The sequence below is a fragment of the Sphingobacterium sp. genome, assembly GCF_039596235.1.
In the GTDB taxonomy this organism is placed as follows: Bacteria; Bacteroidota; Bacteroidia; order Sphingobacteriales; family Sphingobacteriaceae; genus Sphingobacterium.
The window spans coordinates 223372-243344 of sequence record NZ_JBCNKE010000006.1; the positions used below are offsets into that span (position 1 = coordinate 223372).

The 19973-nt window shown below is 39.2% G+C and carries 16 protein-coding genes; 2 read left to right on the plus strand and 14 right to left on the minus strand.

The window, feature by feature from the left end; translation table 11 throughout:
* Nucleotides 1-281 precede the first annotated feature (281 nt).
* The 5 genes from ABDW32_RS14320 to ABDW32_RS14340 are packed head-to-tail and all read right to left on the minus strand — an operon-like array spanning nucleotide 282 to nucleotide 7319.
* Entirely contained in the window at nucleotides 282-815 is a 534-nt protein-coding gene (locus ABDW32_RS14320) for a plastocyanin/azurin family copper-binding protein (RefSeq protein WP_343563517.1), read from the minus strand.
* A 55-nt stretch (nucleotides 816-870) separates the two neighbouring features.
* A complete protein-coding gene (locus ABDW32_RS14325; RefSeq protein WP_343563519.1) occupies nucleotides 871-2472 on the minus strand; it encodes a response regulator in 1602 nt (533 codons plus the stop codon).
* A 22-nt stretch (nucleotides 2473-2494) separates the two neighbouring features.
* Nucleotides 2495-3055, minus strand: a complete 561-nt coding sequence (locus tag ABDW32_RS14330; RefSeq protein ID WP_077437865.1) for a chemotaxis protein CheB — start codon at nucleotides 3053-3055, stop codon at nucleotides 2495-2497.
* Between the two features lie 5 nt (nucleotides 3056-3060).
* Nucleotides 3061-3870, minus strand: a complete 810-nt coding sequence (locus tag ABDW32_RS14335) for a protein-glutamate O-methyltransferase CheR (protein WP_343563521.1) — start codon at nucleotides 3868-3870, stop codon at nucleotides 3061-3063.
* Nucleotides 3871-3887: 17 nt separating this feature from the next.
* Entirely contained in the window at nucleotides 3888-7319 is a 3432-nt protein-coding gene (locus tag ABDW32_RS14340) for a response regulator (RefSeq protein ID WP_343563523.1), read from the minus strand.
* Nucleotides 7320-7921: 602 nt separating this feature from the next.
* On the opposite strand from ABDW32_RS14340, the gene ABDW32_RS14345 reads away from it, so the two are divergent.
* Complete coding sequence (locus tag ABDW32_RS14345; protein ID WP_343563525.1) at nucleotides 7922-8440, plus strand: HAD-IIIA family hydrolase; 519 nt, start codon at nucleotides 7922-7924, stop codon at nucleotides 8438-8440.
* On the plus strand, nucleotides 8440-9021 hold the full coding sequence (locus ABDW32_RS14350) for a Maf family protein (protein WP_343563527.1): 582 nt from the start codon (nucleotides 8440-8442) through the stop codon (nucleotides 9019-9021). The genes ABDW32_RS14345 and ABDW32_RS14350 overlap by 1 nt, the downstream gene beginning before the upstream one ends.
* Before the next feature lie 38 nt (nucleotides 9022-9059).
* Here the strand turns inward: ABDW32_RS14350 and ABDW32_RS14355 are convergent, their stop codons facing one another.
* The 9 genes from ABDW32_RS14355 to ABDW32_RS14395 all read right to left on the minus strand — a co-directional run bounded on the left by ABDW32_RS14355 (nucleotide 9060) and on the right by ABDW32_RS14395 (nucleotide 19860).
* Entirely contained in the window at nucleotides 9060-11648 is a 2589-nt protein-coding gene (locus ABDW32_RS14355; protein ID WP_343563529.1) for a TonB-dependent receptor, read from the minus strand.
* 102 nt (nucleotides 11649-11750) lie between these two features.
* Nucleotides 11751-12170, minus strand: coding sequence for a hypothetical protein (locus ABDW32_RS14360; RefSeq protein ID WP_343563531.1), 420 nt, complete (start codon nucleotides 12168-12170; stop codon nucleotides 11751-11753).
* Nucleotides 12171-12520: 350 nt separating this feature from the next.
* The gene (locus ABDW32_RS14365) at nucleotides 12521-14986 is read right to left on the minus strand and encodes a phospholipase C, phosphocholine-specific (RefSeq protein WP_343563533.1); all 2466 of its coding nucleotides are present in this window, start codon (nucleotides 14984-14986) and stop codon (nucleotides 12521-12523) included.
* A 149-nt stretch (nucleotides 14987-15135) separates the two neighbouring features.
* A complete protein-coding gene (gene trpA / locus ABDW32_RS14370) occupies nucleotides 15136-15897 on the minus strand; it encodes a tryptophan synthase subunit alpha (RefSeq protein WP_343563535.1) in 762 nt (253 codons plus the stop codon).
* Nucleotides 15898-15900: 3 nt separating this feature from the next.
* Nucleotides 15901-17085, minus strand: a complete 1185-nt coding sequence (gene trpB / locus ABDW32_RS14375) for a tryptophan synthase subunit beta (RefSeq protein ID WP_343563537.1) — start codon at nucleotides 17083-17085, stop codon at nucleotides 15901-15903.
* Entirely contained in the window at nucleotides 17082-17708 is a 627-nt protein-coding gene (locus tag ABDW32_RS14380; protein WP_343563539.1) for a phosphoribosylanthranilate isomerase, read from the minus strand. The genes trpB and ABDW32_RS14380 overlap by 4 nt, the downstream gene beginning before the upstream one ends.
* Nucleotide 17709: 1 nt before the next feature.
* Entirely contained in the window at nucleotides 17710-18699 is a 990-nt protein-coding gene (trpD, locus tag ABDW32_RS14385; protein WP_343563541.1) for an anthranilate phosphoribosyltransferase, read from the minus strand.
* A gap of 391 nt (nucleotides 18700-19090) precedes the next feature.
* Entirely contained in the window at nucleotides 19091-19558 is a 468-nt protein-coding gene (locus ABDW32_RS14390; protein WP_343563543.1) for a hypothetical protein, read from the minus strand.
* Nucleotides 19559-19638: 80 nt separating this feature from the next.
* The gene (locus tag ABDW32_RS14395; RefSeq protein ID WP_028072584.1) at nucleotides 19639-19860 is read right to left on the minus strand and encodes a DUF2795 domain-containing protein; all 222 of its coding nucleotides are present in this window, start codon (nucleotides 19858-19860) and stop codon (nucleotides 19639-19641) included.
* Between the last annotated feature and the right edge of the window lie 113 nt (nucleotides 19861-19973).

Genomic DNA, 19973 nt, shown 5'->3' on the forward strand with positions numbered 1-19973 from the left:
GGCTTACTTTACATTTTTTTGATAAAAGGTCGACTGCTTACCATGAGTAAAATAATCTAATTTCAATCCTTAGTGGGAGCAAAATATAAGTCAGGATATAAAGTCAAAAGCGAATGGCTATTGTTTAATTCACTATCGAATGTATGCGGATTTAATGCACAGGAACACCCCTCCTCAATGGATATCAAAAGAGCACTTGGGTTTGCTTTTCTGTGCTACGGCAAAATAGAATTTAATTAAAAAGGATACCCATATCTGAATATCCTTTTTACGTCATGTTCTTATTCTGCGACGATTTTTCCTTGCATTACTCCGTAATGACCAGGGAAACTACAGATGAAAGGATAAACTCCTTTTTCAAGCGTAAATGTAATTTTATCTGTTTCACCGGGACCTAACAATTTCGTATGGGACACGATGGAAGACAATGCTGACTTTGGAATATACTCGTCAGCCGCTGCTGCCGCTGCTTCTGCTCCGAAAGTTGGAAGATCAACACCCGGTTTAAGGATAACAACGTTATGTCCCATAGACTCTTTTGGCATGGTACCTGCATTTTTGAACGATAATTCAACAGGCTCACCAGCTTTGACACGGAATAAATCCTTGTCAAATTTCATCTGATCGTTACCTTCCAAAGATAAGCTGTTGGAAATAGCTACGTTTTCAATGCCAGGGACTGTTTCTGTCGCTTGGTTTTCTGTTGAAGTTGTCGATTCTGTGCTAGTTGATTTGCCCGACTTCTCACTGTTTCCGCCACAAGATGCAATTGATAAAGCAACTGCAACTGCTGGTATCATAAAAAGTTTTTTCATTATTATGTTTTGTTAATTCTTTAAAATTAATGATTTCATTTATAAATCGAAACAATCATTTCAATTTTGACAATAAAGTATCAATTGTTTTATATAATTTGATAGGATCAAACGGTTTTCCAACAACTTCATTTGCGCCAGCATCCATCGCTTCCTGTTGTTCCGCTTTTAATACTGAAGCAGAGATGGAAATGATCGGCATATTGGCAATTATTGGATTCGCATGGCGGCGTATTTCTTTAATTGCTTCGAAACCACTCATTAGTGGCATATGCGCATCCATAAATACCAGATCAATCTTTTTTCTATTGATTTCTTCCAATGCAAGCTGCCCATTTGTTGCCAGCGCAATTTCACAATTCCAACTCTTAAGGATATTGGCTAACATAAAGCTATTTAATTCGTTGTCTTCGGCGATAAGAATAACTGGCGAATTAAATTTCGGTAATTCCGTATAAAGCACCTGTGCTTCTTTTACTTGAGGTTTATCTTCTATTTTGTCAAAAGTACATTCAAAAGAAAATACGCTTCCTTTACCATATTCGCTAGACGCGGATACTTTTCCATTGAGAAGGGCAGCGATGCGTTTTACAATTGCCAATCCTAGGCCTGTACCACCAAATTTTTTGGTGATGCTATCTTCTCCCTGCTCAAAAGCAATGAATATTTTTTCCAATGCTTCTTCGGCTATACCGATACCTGTATCGATGACTTGAAACTGTAGACAAATCTGATGATCATTTTCCGTGAGAAGCCGAATCTTTAATATTACTGATCCCAGCGCCGTAAATTTGAAACTATTGGAGATAAAATTAGTCAGAATTTGTTTTAAACGAAGCGGATCAGTCAAAAAATAACTGTTTATTCGGTCGTCCACATCTATATTAAAATCTAAACCCTTATAGTTTGCCTTATCGATGAACAGATTATTCAGGTCATCCGTTATATCATGTACAGAAGTTGACTCCATATTAAGTTTCATCATGCCGGAGTCCACCTTGGATAAGTCTAATATGTCATTGATAATGTTTAATAGGTTCTGAGACGCCGAATCCAGTTTATTGATCCAATTTTCCTGCTCGAGGGTAAGCTGTGAATTTTTTAGCATTTGGGTAATGCCCATTATACCATTGATCGGTGTACGGATTTCATGACTCATGTTGGCCAGGAAAGTTTCCTTGGATTTCCGTGCTAATTCAGCTTCCTCTTTTGCTTTGAGAATTGCTTGTTTGGATTCTTCCAAAGCAATATTTTTCTCTTTAATTTCCTGTTGTATCAACAGTTGCTGGACAAAAGATTTGACTTTCGCTATCGTAGCTTCCGGATTAAGAGGTTTATACAGGTAGTCCACAGCCCCACTGTTAAGTCCTTGAATAAGGTATTTATCCTCTTTCGAGATCGCCGTTACCATGATTGGAATAATGTGATTCGTTTTTGGATTTTTCTTTAAAAAAGTAACAAATTCAAACCCATTGATTTCGGGCATCTGTACATCGACTAGGGCAAGGTCTATATCTTCTTTCCAGCAGATTTTTAAGGCTTCGTTTGGATCCGTACTACTAATTATATTTACATATTCGATATCCTCCAGCAACGCTGTGAGGCTGATAATATTTTCAATTTTATCATCGACGATCAATATATTAATCTTCTTCATTATATCAAATCTAAATACAACCTTAGGTCAATTGCATGATGTAATCTTTTATTTCGCTTATTGTTAAAATCCTATCTTGTGCATTTAATTCTATTGCTGCCTGAGGCATTATTGGAACTTCTGCATCAAGGGGATCCTGCACATAGGTTTTTCCGCCGTATTTTTTTATCATTAACAATCCTTGCGCCCCATCTTGGTTGGCTCCGGAAAACAAGATGGCAGTACAGTTTTGTTTGTAGACTTCGGCTGCAGATTCGAAGGTCACATCAATAGAAGGTCTCGAATATTGAACCGGTTCGGAGATGTCTAAGGAAAAGCTATAATCAGGCTCGATGAGTAAATGATATCCCGCGGGAGCAAAATAGATCGTTCCATCCATAATGGTTTCCTTATCATCTGCGGTTTTTATCTTCTGCAATAATGCTTTCGATAATGTATCTTCAATACTCGATGCATATTTGGGATTTCTGTGCACAATAACGATGACCGGGATTTGAATCGGGCGTTCCAATGCCTTTAGTATATTGAGAATAACACTAAATCCTCCAGCAGAGCCCGCTAATAATAGAATTTTCCGTTCCATCTGATCTAACCTATTTTTTGATAAATATTGTGCTTTTTGTTTATAATCTTAAATTTTGAAGCATTTTTGTAGTTGATCAAAGATTCTTTTGAGCCTAAACATAAAAAACCAAGGTCGCAGAGTGAATTGTAAAACAGATCCAATACTTTTTCCTGAAGGTTTGTATCAAAATAAATCAATACATTACGGCAAGTGATCAATTGAAATTCATTAAACGCCCGATCGGAAACCAAGCTATGCTGGGAAAAAAGAACATTCTTCTTAAGACTATTATTTATTGTGGCAGCATTGTACATTGCGGTATAATATTCAGATAACGAACTTTTGGGTTCCGTTTTTATGAAATTCTCGGAATACTCTTTCACTTTTGCCAGGGAATAAATGCCCCTTTTGGCTTTATCCAATACTTTTGTGTTGATATCTGTTCCGTAGATAAACGAACGCTGATAAAGGCTAGCCTCTTTTAGTAAGATGGCCAGGGAATATACTTCCTCCCCTGTAGAACAGCCAGCACTCCACAATTTAATATGAGGATAGGTGGCCAGGTAAGGAAATACCTCATTTTTTAACGCTTTGTAAAATTCCGGATCTCTAAACATTTCAGTCACATTGACTGTAATTTCCTGTAGAAGATAGGTACTGAAGCCGGGCTGATTAATTAATTTGGCTTTTAATTCGACCAGATCGAGCTTATTGAGTTCCATAATTCTGGTGACACGCCGCTTTAAGGAAGACCTCGTATATCCGGACACATCATAGCCGTGGAGGTTTTTGACAAGGTCAATAATTTCCTCCAACTCTTCAAAAGTGATCATTGTTGTTATTTTATTGCCTAACTCAACCATACGCGCATTAAGGATATTAATTTATCCACATCTACTGGTTTGCTAATATAATCGTTTGCTCCCACAGCGATTGTCTTTTCGCGGTCACCTTTCATCGCTTTCGCTGTAACAGCGATGATGGGGAGGTTCGAAAACCTTTTGTTTGCCCTTATTTTTTCGATCGCTTCATATCCGTCCATAACAGGCATCATAATATCCATTAAAACCAGATCAATATGCTCATTACGCGCCAATATATCCAGGGCTTCCTGACCATTATTAGCAATCTCAATTTTCATGTCGTAGCTCTCAAACGCCGTACTTAAAGCAAATATATTCCGCATATCATCATCTGCCAGCAATACCGTCTTCGCTGCCAGATTGTTTTCTGTAATTACAGATGAACTATTGTTAAATGACTGATATTCTGTTTTGCTGGTTCGGATTTTATTTAAGAATAAATTGACCTCATCAATTAGCCTGTTGTTGGATTTAGCTGATTTTAATACCATGGCCTGACTATGGTGTAAAATTTCGGATGTTTGTTCAGGACTTAACTCCATCGCAGTATTAATAATAATCGGCAAATCTTTAAATTCACTGTTGGCCTTGATCTCATTAAGCAGCTCGATGCCCGATTTATCGGGAAGGTTTAGGTCCATAATAATACAGTCAAAGATTTTTTCCTGCAGCAATAGATCGAGTGCCTGTCGTGCGTCGAATGCCTGAAATATTTGAATATTTTGTTCTTCAAGAGATTGCTTGATAAAGTCACTTTGAATTTCTTGATCCTCTACCAAAAGAATTTTCTTAATAGGACGGCTTGTAGAAGCTTTGATCTTCAGGAACGTTTCGGCTAAAGACTCTTCAGAGACAGGTTTAGACATAAACCCGATAGCCCCCGCCGATATAGGTTCATCATGGAGAAATGTTCCTGCGGACATCATATGTACGGGGATATCCTTCGTTAGGTTCGCTTTTTTGAGCTTTCGTAATACTTCCCATCCATCCATTTTAGGTAACATAATATCTAATATAATGGCCGCAGGTTTTAAGTTTCGCGCCTTGTTGAGCCCATCCTGTCCATCATAACTGATGGAGACATCGTAACCATTTTGGATTGCATAATCTTTTAGGATGTCTGCAAAGATGAAATCGTCTTCGATAATTAAGAGCTTATTGTTGCCACTGCTATTGTCAACTGGCTGCTCCTTTCCAATTTTTAGATCTTCTACCGGAAGATATGAACTTGCTGCATTTTTTTCATTGACAGGTAATTCAGTGATTTTATCCTCCTGAGATTCCGCTTCCAATGGTAAACTGAAAATAAATGTACTTCCTTCGCTAACTTTGCTATTTAGTGTGATTTTTCCCTTTAATAGGTTAGCAATCTCACGGCATATAGATAGACCGAGTCCTGTGCCACCATATTTGCGGCTTGTTGAACCGTCTTCCTGTTTAAATGCATCAAAGATAAGTTCTTGTTTCTCTGGAGCAATTCCAATTCCATTATCCTGAACCCTAAAATTGATTTGCCCTCCCTCGACATTGATCTTGAGCGATACGGTACCGTGTTCGTTTGTAAATTTAAACGCATTCGACAATAAATTTTTTAGCACCTGCTGGATACGATGCTCATCACCGATAAATTCCTGTGGCGTATCGCTGTCAATCTCCACATTGAATTGGATAGCCTTTGATTCAGCGGTGTCATGGAAAAAATCTTTGATATAATTGGCTAGATAATTCGTATTGATATGCTCTTTCTGAACTTCGACTTTTCCGGATTCTATTTTCGCCAAATCTAACAACTCGTTGATCAGGTGAAGGAGATCCGAACCTGCACTATGGATGACGGAGGCATATTTTATCTGGTCCTCATTCAGATTTTTCTTTTTATTGTCCTGCAACAATTTAGCGAGTATAAGAATGCTGTTCAGTGGCGTTCTTAATTCGTGGCTCATATTGGCCATGAACTCAGACTTGTACTTGCTTGATAATTCAACTTCTTCTATTTTCTGAGCGATGGCCTGTCTTGCTTTCTCCAGATCTTCATTTTGAGCAAAGAGCAATTTTGCCTTTTCATCCAACTCATTGTTTGTCTGGATAAGTTCTTCCTGTTGTACGCGTAGCTCTTCTTCCGAAGCTTCCAGTAAATGGGTTTTATGGATTAATTCTTCGTTAGTCGTCCTTAATTCTTCCTGTTGTGCCTCTAATTCTTCGGTTTGCTGTTGAAGTTCTTCATAGAGATCGGCAAGTTTGCCATGGGTTTGTGCGACCTTAAGAATGACAGCGATATTGCCTCTAACCTTATCCAGAAAATTGATCCGCAGCTGTTCCTCCCTTTCATTTACCAGTGGACAGCAGATTTCCATCAATGCAACACAATGATTTTCATATGTAAAGGGGATAATGTAGATGTCAGTTTCGATCCTTTTGGATAATGAAGTTTCTAAGACGAGATGAGCGTGGTCAATATCTTTGATTTTTATGACCGCATTTTTGTCTGCTACATCACCTAGGATACCCTCATTTTCCTTAAAGCTCTTTTTTAGCTGTTGCGCAGCAGGAATGCCTATTTTATGACATAATTGATATTCCTGATAAGTATCATCAAATACATACATTGTACCACCCAACGCTTTTGTCATATCGGTAATGGCATTTAGGCTGATTTCTGCTATTTTTTTATCACTGTAATCGCCTCGCAGCTGTTCGTCGATATGATTGATGGCATTTAAAATCCAGTTATCATTATTGGTCTGATCTTGTAGGCGTTGAAGTTGACTGTTTGATTCTTGTTGACTTTTAACAGTTGACCTTAATACTTTCGAAATGGAGAAAATTTTGGCTAGAATATAGAAAAAGCCACTTAAACCGATCGCAATGAAGAGGTAAGTAATATTTTGCGCGAGCTGTAAATCGTTTCTGGACTTCTCCAGTCGATCCGCTCTTTGATCAAGCAAGTCTCTGGACAATAAATCAATTTGGTTTAAAATAGCTGTTTTCTGCTCCTGGATATACGGAGCTAAAGTGGCATTGTTAGTCTTTGCATAGGCAATATCTTTATCAAAATCATAGAAAAGTGCAATCTCCTTGCGGAGAGTTTCAATCGCATGTGGTGAAACTACATAGAATTCATCCGATTTATTAAGAGCTCTCAAGAACTCATCTGTTTGTTTTCGTTCGAGTCGATAGGGAATAAATAACGCAGGATCTTTTTTTGTGAAATAGTGAAGTTTAACATCATTGACTTCATCAATATTGGCTCTAACTTCGTTGATTATATTAAACCTGTTTTCGGCTATTCGCACAATATTACGTTCGTTATCCAAGATATGATGCAAAGAGATAAAAAAGTAGAGGGCGGAAATAAAAATGAGCAAAAAAGAAATTATCACTCCTATGGTAATTTGCAGTCTATAGTTCTTTTGATCCATGCGAGAATGAGTTTAATGATTTTTGGTCACCCAACTATTGTTCATTTTTCTATAGGTAGTTTTCCTGACATTACCTGGGAAAAAAGATATATGTAAAATAACAAAAAAACTTGCTATTCTTAAAATAGCCTCCAGCTATCGATAGCTAAAATTATGTGGCGAAACGAAGCAAAGATCTTAATGAAAAAAACAAAACCCTGATGATGGGCACCAGGGTTTGTTACTAACCAATTATAAACCTAAATTATGAAAAGACTTTTTAAGGGCGACCAAACTAAATTAGTTGCCGTGTTTTTTGCTGTGAAAAACTAAGTTGATTGTTTTTTTAATCTTCTGCAACTACCAACAGAATTGTCTGTTTCAATAGCGCTGTTAGTGTTTTCATAGCGAGATAACCTTTAATTATCTTCTACAAAGATACAGTAAATATCAGGTTCCATCCAAATGTTTTTTATAATAAGTTGCTAATACAACTATGTTGTGACAAATAAATGATACTTTGTCTTATTTGAATAAATTAGTGACCGAAATTTCACTATAGCGAATAAAAGTGTACTCGTATATTTAATGGAAATGCCTTATTTTTACAAAAATATATTTTAATGGTACTGACTGAATTTAGAACGATAAAAGGATTTGTACTGGATGTGGATGGGGTGTTGACGGATGGAACGGTACAAGTGAACGAGGCGGGAGAACAGCTGCGGACGTTTAATATCAAAGATGGATATGCAATGCAATTGGCCATCAAAAAAGGTTACCCCATCTTTGTCATTACCGGTGGAGCTTCAAGAGGAGTTGAACGACGTCTACAGGGTTTGGGGGTTAAGGAGATTCATTCCGGTGTGGTTGACAAACTTTCAAAATTGAAACAAATAGCTGGGAATTATAATTTAACGCTTAGTGAGTTGATGTATATTGGGGATGATATCCCTGATTTTAGCTGCATGCGATCTGTGGGACTGGCTGTTTCCCCAGCTGATGCTACGGAAGAAATTAAGAAGATATCACATTACGTTTCTGGGTTTAAAGGCGGAAAAGGGGTTGTAAGGGAACTGATCGAAAAAGTACTGAAAGTGCAAGGGAATTGGTATGAGGATGAAACGATAAAAAGTATTTAATGATGTTAGAAAACTTAAAAAATAAGACGGTTATCCTTGGTTCCCAGTCGCCGAGACGGAAACAATTATTATCAGGATTAGGCATTGAGTTTGAGGTGGAAGTACGGGAAACGGATGAATATGTTGATCCGAGTCTCTCTGCTCCTGAAGCTGTCCGTCAGATCGCATTGCAGAAAGTGAAAGCTTTTACAGACAAATCAGATTGTCTGGTTGTTTGTGCAGATACCGTGGTCGTATCGGCAGCAGGCGAAATTTTGGGAAAACCCAAGACCGAGGCCGAAGCTAAGCAGACCTTAAGGAACTTATCTGGGCATAAACATTTGGTCATCACTGCAGTTGCTTTACAGTGGCAAGGCGTCATACATTCCTTTGTAGAAACGACAACAGTCTATTTTCATCACTTAGATCAAGACGAGATAGATTATTATGTCACGCATTTTTCACCACTTGATAAAGCTGGATCTTATGGTATCCAGGAATGGATCGGTTTAATCGGTATTGAAAAGATTGAAGGCGAGTATAATAATGTTGTGGGATTACCAACAGCACGGCTCTATCAGGAGCTGAAGAAGATAACATAAAAAAGCGGCTAAGCCGCTTTTTTTATGTTAACTCTGTACTATTTTATGAAATACCGCACTCCGGTATAAAACATCCGGCCAGTTAAAGGTCCCCATAACATGGAGGTATCGAAGTAATTTCCAAAAGGCTGATCTGCCGCAAGGATAGGGGTTTTCTGGAAATAGTTTGAAAGATTTTCGCCACCTAGATAAACAGTGAAGTTTTTATCTTTTCCGAATGTTTTGCTGATCTGCGCGTTCATCGTAGCATACGTTTTTGATTCGGTGGGCATCTGATATTCAATAGGGTTATCCATTGTTGACGGTATACGTTTTGATCCAACAACATTTAAAGTATAATCCAAGCTCCATCCGGAGTGATGATTATAGGCTAAATTAACAAAACCACGGTGTTTAGCTAACAAAGGTTTTGTTTTTCTTCCGCTCTGAAAGTCGGTCTGAACATCCAGCAAGCGGTAAGCCAATCTGGTTTCGAAATGTGGGGCTGGCATAAACCGAAATTCGGTCTGCAAACTGTTTGAAAAAGATTTTCCCGTTAAGTTGTAAAAACTGATTTCTCTTGGATTTTCATAATCGACCACAACCTGATTGGAAAAGCTGTTGTGAAAAAACTCAACCGAGGCGGAGGCTTCTCTTCCAAAGATGCGCAAGTTTTGATCTACCGCTACTCCCGTATTCCAGGATACTTCCGGCTGTAGGCCGTAAGCTTTATTATAAATATCTTGGGACCGGATAATCAGTTTTCTGCTACTGGCCAAAACAGCGGTGTTTTCCGCAAAGATATTTGCAGTACGTTGGCCTCTCCCGGAGCTTGCACGGAATGTGGTTCCGGCAATAGGAGCATAGCGCAAATTCAGCCGCGGCGTGGTAAACCATCCATACAATGAGTTGTAATCCTGACGTAGGCCTACTACCGCATCAAATTTTTCGGATGGACTGAAGGTATATTCTGCAAATGCACCTGAAACCACCTCTTTACGTTTGAAATTTTGATCTGTTAAATACCATTCATCGTAGTTATCGTAGTTGATGGAGGCGCCAATACGATATTTATGTGTTACAGTCCCGATGATATCCTGGAACAATAGGTTTGCATAACCGTTCTGTTGCTCAGCATTATAATTTTTTAATCCGAAATAACTTTTTTGGTTGTAGTTGGAAACTGCCAATTGTAGACCGATACTGCGGTGTTTATTTTCCGGGAAGACATAACCGATTTTAGCAAAACCTTCAATACGTTCGATGTCGAAACCGAGACCATAACGATTTGTTGTACCCTTGTCCGTTTTTTTGTCAAAATCTATTTGTCCGCCAGTACGATCGTCGTTTAAATACTTGACACCAAACTGAACCATTAGGCCCTTACCATTCTCATATAACCAGCGGTTCACACCGGAGAAAAGATTACCAACAGGCACATCCCTAAACCCGTTATGGCTAAAATTCATGGATTTATTGTACATAAAGTTGTCGTGCAATAACACGGATGTTGACCAATGTTGACCTATTTTTTGCGAAAGATTCAGATTCACGTCGGTACGGCCCATATTATTGGCGTAGGCATTAAAAAACAGCCTCTCGGAGTTTTGTGGTTTTTTCAGTTCCACATTGATCTGACCAGCCATACTTTCGTATCCATTAGCTACCGAGCCCACTCCTTTGGCAATTTGAATAGACTCAATCCAGGTACCAGCGATGGAATTTAATCCGAGCGGTGACGCCAGACCGCGTGGTCCCGGTAAGTTTTCTACCGTCAATTGGGTGTATATACCGCTTAGCCCTAGCATCTGAATTTGTTTACTACCCGTTACAGCATCCGCACTGATCACATCCACTGAGGCGTTGGTCTCAAAGCTTTCACTTAAATCGCAGCATGCAGCTTTAAATAACTCTTTTCCGGTCAGAACTTCCAGCCTTGCAGGTGTCATACGATCGATATAATTGGACCGACGTGTTCCTTTGACTTCAACTTCCATCAAGACATTCCCTTTGGCTGTAATCATGACAACCTCATGTAGGTCTTTAATCGTAATTGTATCGGATTTCATGCCGACGTAGCTAACGACCAGTTTGTCAAAACCTTCTTTGTGTTCTATTTTAAATACGCCATTTTCATTACTTTGGGCATTTCTGCTTGGCAAATTCGCCCAATGTAAATTGGCGCCAACGATAGGTTTCAGATCCCCTTTTTCATTCTCTTCAACGACAACACCGGTGACGGTATGCGGATGATCATGTTGTTCGCCCGTTGCAGGCAATGCTTTCTTTTCCGGAACTTTTCCGTTTTCCAATCTCGGATACATGCAACATTCATGAAGCTTCGCATAGGATTCCTCACTTGCAACCAGATTGTCTACATCGTGCCCGACTTGGGCAATATTCTTTTTGATGGTTTCCAGTCCAACTTTTTGTGCATTGTATTTCAGCTGTAGCAAATTATCGCTTGCATTCCAGACTGCGCTTTCAACGCCTTGTAATTTTGCAGCAGTTTCTATCCTTTTTTTACACATCGCACAGTTACCGGCTACAGTAAGCGTTCGGGTGCTATCGCTTTGTGCCTGGACAATTGCGAAGGAGAATAACAATAAAAGGGTTGTTGTATATATTTTTTTTAAAAATTGATTCATAGTTTTTTGATCATGTACGAGCTAAAAAAAAAGAGTATAGCATGTAAGGTCGAAGGTAATTTCTTCGACGTGTATTTTGGTTAAAATACAAGAACTATGAAATCAAATTCTGAAACTCTGGTTTAGAATAAATACAGCAGGACTGTATCTCCTTAGGAAGCTGTGCTGAGTTGTGCTTAATTTGGATAAACTATCCTCATCTGCAGAAAATTGGTAATAATCATATATCCAGTGAAGTGTAATAATCGCCGGAGAAAAATGATTGAAATTGAGTGACTGAGATAAGCGATTAAAATCATCTACTTTTTGTGCTGCAATAGTAACGTCCTTGCAACTGCCGTCTTGATGACAGTGATTTTGTTGTTTTTTTTCTGACTTGGCACATAGTGGACAATGGGCCGTTTGATCTTGGCTTAATGATACACTTTGTGCTTCTCCTTGACAGAAATGCAAATGTAGGGTTGCACCGCTTGCAGTAAGCAAATAAAAAAATAAGCCGATAAACAATGCGATTTTCCTCATCCCGACAAAAGTAGAGAAAATTTGTATTTTTTTTTTGTAATATTTTGTATAAATGTTATAACTTGTACATTAGAAATGAAAAACCAAAAATTACCGTTATGATGTGTCTATTATTTATTAACTCCATCAGTTTATATTTATTAGCTGTTTTTTTGATTGTCGGTGCAGTTTTACTGTACAAAGGATTTTACCACCTTATTCGTCGTATACAAGAATAATATCGAAAAATCACATTATTGTCGTGGATAATTTCTGAAAATAGAAAATTTAGTCTTAATGACGTTTTGATTTGTGAATCCCAGATAGTCGAGGCTATTCCTTTTAGGAATAACCCCGACTATATATTGTATTTATCTGCTTAATAGCGGATCACTTTTTCCGCCTTGTCCAATTTCTATACGACCGGCATATTGCTCTTGGAACGCACTGTAATCTTTACAGCTGATGCGGAAATCATACCAAAAACTTTGTTTGGAAAGATCGAACGGAATGGTCGTTGAAACACCACTTTTAAGCTGAACTTCTTTTTTGCCCTGGCCATAGCTGATATCTTCCACTATGAGCTGATGGTTTCTATTGTCTTGATTTGTACAGGTAAACAAAAGACGGCCCGTAAAGGAGCTCTCGTCTTTACTTTTTTCATAACTACAACGGATTTTAATGTTTGGATGTTTGGCCTCTCCTTTAAACATCCGGTAAAACCCATTTGGTCCATGGATGTCGAGTTGGAATAATCCGTTGTCAAATGCATTGATAGACCAATTGTCGGATAGGCTGTCGCCTGCTGATACGGCGTAGTTACGGGAAGTCCCAATCTCTCCCTTATACGGCATGCTATGATATACTGTAAAAGGAGCACCTGCGGAGCGTTTACCAAACATTTTATTAGATGCTTCAAATGTCAGTTGATACTTTCCATTGGATAGATATTCCCCATGGGTATAAAGCTCATAGGGCAATGTACAGGAGTCGCGAAGCCCTTCTTCCTGTTTTGGAAAATAGGGCGAGCGGCTGGGATCCTTCTCGATCTGTTCGATCTCATCGGCAGTTAATGCTTTGAATCCCATTGGCAGACCTTTAAATTTTGCTTGATGGATCTCTTTGATAAACGGCTGACGTTGCAGTACCAATGGCTTTTTGATGAGCTCCCCATGATAAGGTCTAAACACAGAGGTAAGATCTCCACAGATGGTACGTCGCCATCTGCTGACATTGTTTTCTTTGACGTCTTTATTGACTTTGTGGCTGATGAATTTCTCTAAAAACTGTAAACTTGAAGTATGGTCAAAAACCTGTGAGTTTACCCAGCCCCCCCTTGTCCATGGGGAGGCAATGATCAACGGGACACGATATCCGAGTCCTATATTACTTTCTCTGCCACTTTCTGGATAATACTGTTCATCACGACGGACGAATTCCAATTTGGGATCTATGCCAATAGATACCTTACCGCTATCGGCCTCATAGGGATTAGGGGCCGTAAAAGGAGCGAAATGATCGAAATAGCCATCATTCTCATCATAGGTAAGAATAAAGATTGTCTTTTTCCAGACTTCCGGATTTTGCGTGAGGATATCCATGATTTCGCTCACATACCAAGCCCCAAACCAAGGCGAATCAGGATGGTCTGAGAAAAGCTGCGGCGGTGCAAGCCAGGAGACAGTGGGGAGTTTCCCTTCCTGAACATCTTTCCTAAATTGATACAAGACATCACCTTTCGGGATTTGTAGCTCCCGTTGCTGGTCACCCTCCTGATATAACATCGTTTCGAGCTCCATGTAATCAGGCTGCGCACTATTATTCACAAATGCCCGGCGATGGATCTCTTTGGTTCGTTCATCGAGTTTTTCAAAATTTTCTGCGCTGTATTGTTGTTGCTCTTCCAGCACATGTTGATGTTCCTTATGCAGCTTATCAAGCTTATCTTTGCTTGTCGTTGTGGCTATTTTCTGTTCCAGTTCTTCTTTTTTCCGTGCAAGTAGTTCTCTATAACGAGCACTATATTTGACCTGGTATTGTGGGAAATATTCCATGGGATTACATCCAAAATTCGCTAACCAACCATTAGCTTCGCCACTGTATCCGGCACCGCTTGAAGAAATCTCATTCTGGTATATTTTCCAGTCTATACCAAATTCCGAAAGACGTTCTGGGAAGGTTTTCCAGTTTGCTTTACCACTGAATTCTGAATCGCCGTTCCATACCAATGCCTTACCGTTTAAATTTTCGCGAATATTAGCTGTCCAAAAATAGAGTCTATTGGGATTTGTACCCGTGATACTTGAACAGAAATGCTGATCACAGATTGTAAAAGAATCCGCCAGTGAATAATAGAATGGAATATCCTCCCGGGTATAATGTCCCATGGTCAATGGAAGCGCTGCGAATTCTTTAAATCCGGAATGTTTGACGTCTAGCCATTTGTCCATCTTTCCTTTGTTTCGGGCATCGGTCTGATCGGTCCAATTATGGGGCAGACAGCCCATCCAGGTAATCTTTGAATCCTTAATGTCCAATCGGAAAGGGGCATATGTTTCGCCTGTTTTTTGCGTCTGTAGCCATACTTTGTGTCTGTTTGGCTGACGGATCGCCCTTGGATCATTGAAGCCCCTCACGCCCCGTAATGTGCCAAAAGCGTGATCAAAAGATCTATTTTCCTGCATGAGCAGTACCACATGTTCGGCATCATAAAAGGTACTGCCCACCGCAGGATTAATGGCCATTGCTTTTGCAATAGCCGATGGAATAACCTGGGAAAGGGATGCGCCTCCCGCAAGCATGGCAGCCTTTTTTAAAAAATCTCTTCGTGTGTCCATATGTTAGTTTATTCGGTTCGTCCTACATCAAAAATGGATGCTTTTTCAAATATTGGTTTTTACGAGGTAACTATAAAATACAAAGCGTTCAGTGAAGGAATTGTTACCTTCGGCTGAACGCTCTTTAGATCATCAAAATCAAATAGATTTTACCCCTTTATCGATTTTATAAAGTCAGGGATTTGAGCCATATAATCTTTTTCTCCAAGCCTTTTTACAAACGCACTGCCGATAATTGCTCCGGCAGTATATTGACTTGCTTTTTGGAAGGCTTCTTTGTTTGAAATCCCAAATCCAACGATCAGTGGGTTTTTCAGCTGAAGATCATGTATCCGCTTGAAATAAGCATTGGTATCTTCGCCCACATCCAGTGTTTTTCCCGTTGTGGCATTGGAGGACAATAAGTAGATAAAACTATTGGATAAACTATCTATTTTTCGGATTCTTTCAGTTGAAGTCTGTGGTGTTACGATAAAGATATTCGCGATACCGTTTTTTTCAAACGTTTCTTTGTAGAGATCTTCGTATTCATACATTGGAAGATCAGGAATAATGACCCCGTCTACACCTACATTTTTGCACTCTTCACAGAATTTCTCTACGCCGAATTGGATCACCGGATTGACGTAACCCATGAGGAAGACCGGAATATGTACATGTTGACGTAATTCACGTAGTTGTTCAAATAGCTTTTTGACGGTCATTCCGTTCGCAAGAGCGACTTCTGAACTGTGTTGGATAACAGGTCCGTCTGCAACAGGATCAGAATAGGGAAAACCTATTTCCAAAAAGTCTGCACCTGCTTCTTCCAGTTTCTTAGCGATCTGGATTGTACTGTCCAGTGCTGGGTATCCTGCTGTAAAATATATCGATAGAAGGGGATTTCCTTCTTTTTTTTCAATCGTATTCATGCTTTAAAAATCAAAGTATTTCATATAGTTGTCAAGATCCTTATCGCCGCGCCCTGATAAACAAACAACAACGGTTTCATCACCCTTAAAAGGAATTTTCGCTAAATAAGCGAGTGCATGTGAACTTTCAATTGCGGGAATAATACCTTCCAGTCGAGTGAGCTCCAATCCTGCGTGCATTGCTTCATCGTCTGTAATGCTAACATATTTTCCTCTTCCGGATTTAAATAGCCAAGCATGTTGCGGTCCGATACCGGGGTAATCAAGTCCTGCCGAAATAGAGTAGGGCTCGATGACCTGACCGTCTTCCGTTTGCATCAATATGGATCGGCTTCCGTGCAATACACCTTCTTTCCCCAAAGCTGTCGTAGCAGCTGATTCACCCGAGTCTACACCATGTCCAGCAGCTTCCACAGCATATAGCTGCACAGATTCATTATCCAGAAAATGATAGAACATTCCGGCGGCATTAGAGCCACCACCAACACAGGCTAATACGATGTCTGGATTCTCTTTTCCGGTTTTTGCTAATAACTGCTTTTTCGTCTCTTCGGAGATAATGGATTGGAATCGGGCAACCATATCAGGGTAGGGATGTGGGCCCACGACAGAACCAATAATGTAATGTGTATCCACAGGATTATTGATCCAGTCCCGCAGCGCTTCATTTGTCGCATCTTTAAGTGTTTTTGAGCCTGAGGTAGCAGCAATGACTTCTGCGCCCATCATTTTCATTCGCGCCACATTGGGAGCCTGTCTTTGGATATCAATTTCCCCCATATAGACAGCACATTGTATTCCTTTTAATGCACATACCGTAGCCGTAGCAACACCATGCTGTCCAGCACCTGTTTCCGCAATGATCCTTTTTTTTCCAAGACGCTCGGCCAAGAGGATCTGCCCGATTGTATTGTTGATTTTATGGGCTCCAGTATGATTGAGATCTTCACGTTTCAGATAGATCGTCGTACCATACTTTTCAGACAGTCGCTTCGCATGGTATAAAGGGGAGGGGCGTCCTACGTAATCACGGAGTAGCTGATTGAATTCCTCCTGAAAACTTTTCTCTTCGATTATCTTGAGATATTCCTCACGGAGCTCTTTCACATTGGGATAGAGCATCTCGGGGATATAGGCACCACCAAACGGACCATAATATCCTTTTTCATTGACTTGATATATACTCATTTTTTAATACTATTTATGCTACGGGCCAAAAGATCGATATCTTTTAATCCTGGTTCTACTTCAAATTTTGAATTAAGATCCAAGGCATACAGCCTGGGATCATTTGCTTGTAAAGCATCTTGGACACTGTCCGCATCTAATCCGCCACTAAGGAAATAAGGGTACTCGAGTTTGTATTGCTGCAATAAGGACCAGTCAAATCGCATACCGGTGCCGCCGTAAGAACTGCTTTTGGTGTCGAATAAAAAAAAGTCTACAGCTCCCACGTAAGCGTCCAATACTGACCAATCAAAATCTTGGTCTATACCGAAAGCTTTGATCACGGTTACAGCTGTATGTTGTTTAAGTTCCTCACAAAATTGAGGGCTTTCATCTCCATGTAATTGAACCGCATTTAAATTGAATTCGTCTATTTTATGACAAATTTCCGTTAAGCTTGCGTTCACAAAGACACCAACTTTAGCGACTCCTTTAACCCCTTTTATATATTCCCGACCGGTATCGCCAACAAATCGTTTGGATTTTTCATAAAATATAAACCCGATGTATTGCACATCAAGGGCAGTTACTGCGGCGATATTATCAGGATGCTTCATGCCACAAACTTTTATTTTGACTGCCATTTTACTGTTTTGTTATTTTCTTGAAACTTTTGAGTGCTTTTCCTGTCAAGAGTGACTCTTCAGCTTCATAGAAACAGTCACCAAAAGATTTTTCCGGATGAAATGTTTTTATGGCAAATGCCGCATTTGTCAAAACTACATTATTCTGTACATCGGTGCCCGCATTATTCAAGATAGCTAAAAATGTCTGTGCGGCCTCTGCGATGCTGTCCCCACCTGCGAGTTCCTGTGGAAGAATAGGGCTAAAGCCCAGCTCCTCCATATTATAATAATTTTCACCCTCATTGTTGATGACCTTAAAATCTCCGGTCATCGATATTTCATCATAGCCATCCAATGCGTGGATAATGGAATATTGTTTGTTCGTATTTTGGTATAAATAACCGTATAAACGAGCAAGTTCCAAGCTGAATACACCAACCGATTGAAATTTCGGGTTGGCTGGATTTGTCAATGGTCCCAACATGTTAAAGAATGTTTTTACACCTAAGGCACGACGTATCGGAGCGACTGTTTTCATCGCCGGATGAAACAATGGTGCGTGTAGAAAGCATATATTGGCTTCGTCAAGCTGCCGTTGCAATTCAGCTTTTTCATTCGTAAATTGATAACCTAGATATTCCATTACATTCGAAGATCCGCAGCTCGACGATACACCTATATTACCATGTTTTGCCACCTGATAGCCTGCTCCGGCTGTCACGAAAGAAGCAATTGTAGAAATATTGAATGTATTTTTTCCATCACCACCGGTACCGCATAGGTCGATCAGATCGTAACCTTCAAAATCCAATTGGAGACATAGGTCATACATCGCATCCCGAAATCCACCAAGTTCTTCCACTCGAATGCTGCGCATACCATAAGCTGTCATAAATGCGGCGATTTGATGACTGTCGTATTTACCTTTGGCAATATTGGTCAAGATCTCATAAGCTTCCTGTCGCGAAAAAGTCTTGTATTCGAATAAATGGGCTAAAATTTCTTTCATAATATTTTTAAATAAAAAGGGCTTACCTTATTCAGGCAAGCCCATCATATCTTGATGTATATATCAAATAATGCAATAGGTGTTTGCCACAACGTTATTCGTCGTGCCACCACCAAGCTTTATTTAATACAGTTATTATCATTTCTTTTTTTGTTAATACAAATATGGTTGATAGAATTTTAAAATGCAAGTGTTTTTATTGAAAAATTTTTAAGAAAGATCCCTGCGGTTAAAATTGCTTTTAAACGAACTATTGTAAAGACCGAAAATAAGTTGAATACCTTAGGCTTATTGAATGCCGGGAAACAGAAAGAGTGTTCTGTCAGACATATGCAGATAATCAGAGCGGTTCAATCTGTTAAAGCAAACGATTAATAAGGGCAATTAAAGATTAATAGAATACAAAATGTGCTTTATTGTTCCCTTTGGAAACCAAGGTAAAAGAGGCTATTTTTTTGTCCTGAATAACAGCAGCAAAAACAAAACGATTGAGATATCTAACAAAATAGACTTGCTTTGGATCTATTCCTTCAAGGTCTATATCGTAGGTTTCTTTCCGGCCAGCCTGTAAAAAATTGATGAATTCTAATTTACTGATATCTTTGCTCTGCACATTGATTCGGATTTCGTCTATGCTAGCTAGCAGATATTCCTGTTGATCTTCATCTAGATTTTTTGCCGTTAATATATCCTGGCTTAAAATAATGTCCGTGGCAAGGTTAGTATCGTTTAGACGATGTACAAATTTCTTTAAAACAGTAATATTTTCGGAAGTAAGTGGTTTTTCCTGTGCACTTAAAGAAATACAGAGTATACAGCATACAAACGTTAACAACAATACCTTTACTTTTATCTTCATACGTTTAAGACTGAATTGTACGGCAATGGATTAATTTCCTGAAATAAAAAACGCCTTTCTTTAAAGGCGTTTTTTATTTTCTAGTATTCATCTTCATTGAAGAAGAAATCATCTTTTGTTGGATAGTCGGGCCAAATTTCTTCAATATTTTCATATGGCTCACCGTCATCCTCAAGAGATTGTAAGTTTTCAATCACCTCAACTGGTGCACCCGAACGAATAGCGTAATCGATTAATTCATCTTTTGTTGCTGGCCATGGTGCATCTTCTAGATGCGAAGCTAATTCTAATGTCCAATACATATAAAAACAATTTAAGTTCTCTATTTTCGCAAAACTATCATTTAATTTAATTTAAACAAGTAAATCAGCTGTTATTTTTGTGTAAATAATATAAGTGTTTGATTTATAATGAA

Excerpts from the sequence above, each read along its gene's own strand:
- ABDW32_RS14320 (WP_343563517.1), bottom strand. The coding sequence starts at position 815 with ATGAAAAAACTTTTTATGATACCAGCAGTTGCAGTTGCTTTATCAATT.
- ABDW32_RS14325 (WP_343563519.1), bottom strand. The coding sequence starts at position 2,472 with ATGAAGAAGATTAATATATTGATCGTCGATGATAAAATTGAAAATATT.
- ABDW32_RS14330 (WP_077437865.1), bottom strand. The coding sequence starts at position 3,055 with ATGGAACGGAAAATTCTATTATTAGCGGGCTCTGCTGGAGGATTTAGT.
- ABDW32_RS14335 (WP_343563521.1), bottom strand. The coding sequence starts at position 3,870 with ATGATCACTTTTGAAGAGTTGGAGGAAATTATTGACCTTGTCAAAAAC.
- ABDW32_RS14340 (WP_343563523.1), bottom strand. The coding sequence starts at position 7,319 with ATGGATCAAAAGAACTATAGACTGCAAATTACCATAGGAGTGATAATT.
- ABDW32_RS14345 (WP_343563525.1), top strand. The coding sequence starts at position 7,922 with ATGGTACTGACTGAATTTAGAACGATAAAAGGATTTGTACTGGATGTG.
- ABDW32_RS14350 (WP_343563527.1), top strand. The coding sequence starts at position 8,440 with ATGATGTTAGAAAACTTAAAAAATAAGACGGTTATCCTTGGTTCCCAG.
- ABDW32_RS14355 (WP_343563529.1), bottom strand. The coding sequence starts at position 11,648 with ATGAATCAATTTTTAAAAAAAATATATACAACAACCCTTTTATTGTTA.
- ABDW32_RS14360 (WP_343563531.1), bottom strand. The coding sequence starts at position 12,170 with ATGAGGAAAATCGCATTGTTTATCGGCTTATTTTTTTATTTGCTTACT.
- ABDW32_RS14365 (WP_343563533.1), bottom strand. The coding sequence starts at position 14,986 with ATGGACACACGAAGAGATTTTTTAAAAAAGGCTGCCATGCTTGCGGGA.
- trpA (WP_343563535.1), bottom strand. The coding sequence starts at position 15,897 with ATGAATACGATTGAAAAAAAAGAAGGAAATCCCCTTCTATCGATATAT.
- trpB (WP_343563537.1), bottom strand. The coding sequence starts at position 17,085 with ATGAGTATATATCAAGTCAATGAAAAAGGATATTATGGTCCGTTTGGT.
- ABDW32_RS14380 (WP_343563539.1), bottom strand. The coding sequence starts at position 17,708 with ATGGCAGTCAAAATAAAAGTTTGTGGCATGAAGCATCCTGATAATATC.
- trpD (WP_343563541.1), bottom strand. The coding sequence starts at position 18,699 with ATGAAAGAAATTTTAGCCCATTTATTCGAATACAAGACTTTTTCGCGA.
- ABDW32_RS14390 (WP_343563543.1), bottom strand. The coding sequence starts at position 19,558 with ATGAAGATAAAAGTAAAGGTATTGTTGTTAACGTTTGTATGCTGTATA.
- ABDW32_RS14395 (WP_028072584.1), bottom strand. The coding sequence starts at position 19,860 with ATGTATTGGACATTAGAATTAGCTTCGCATCTAGAAGATGCACCATGG.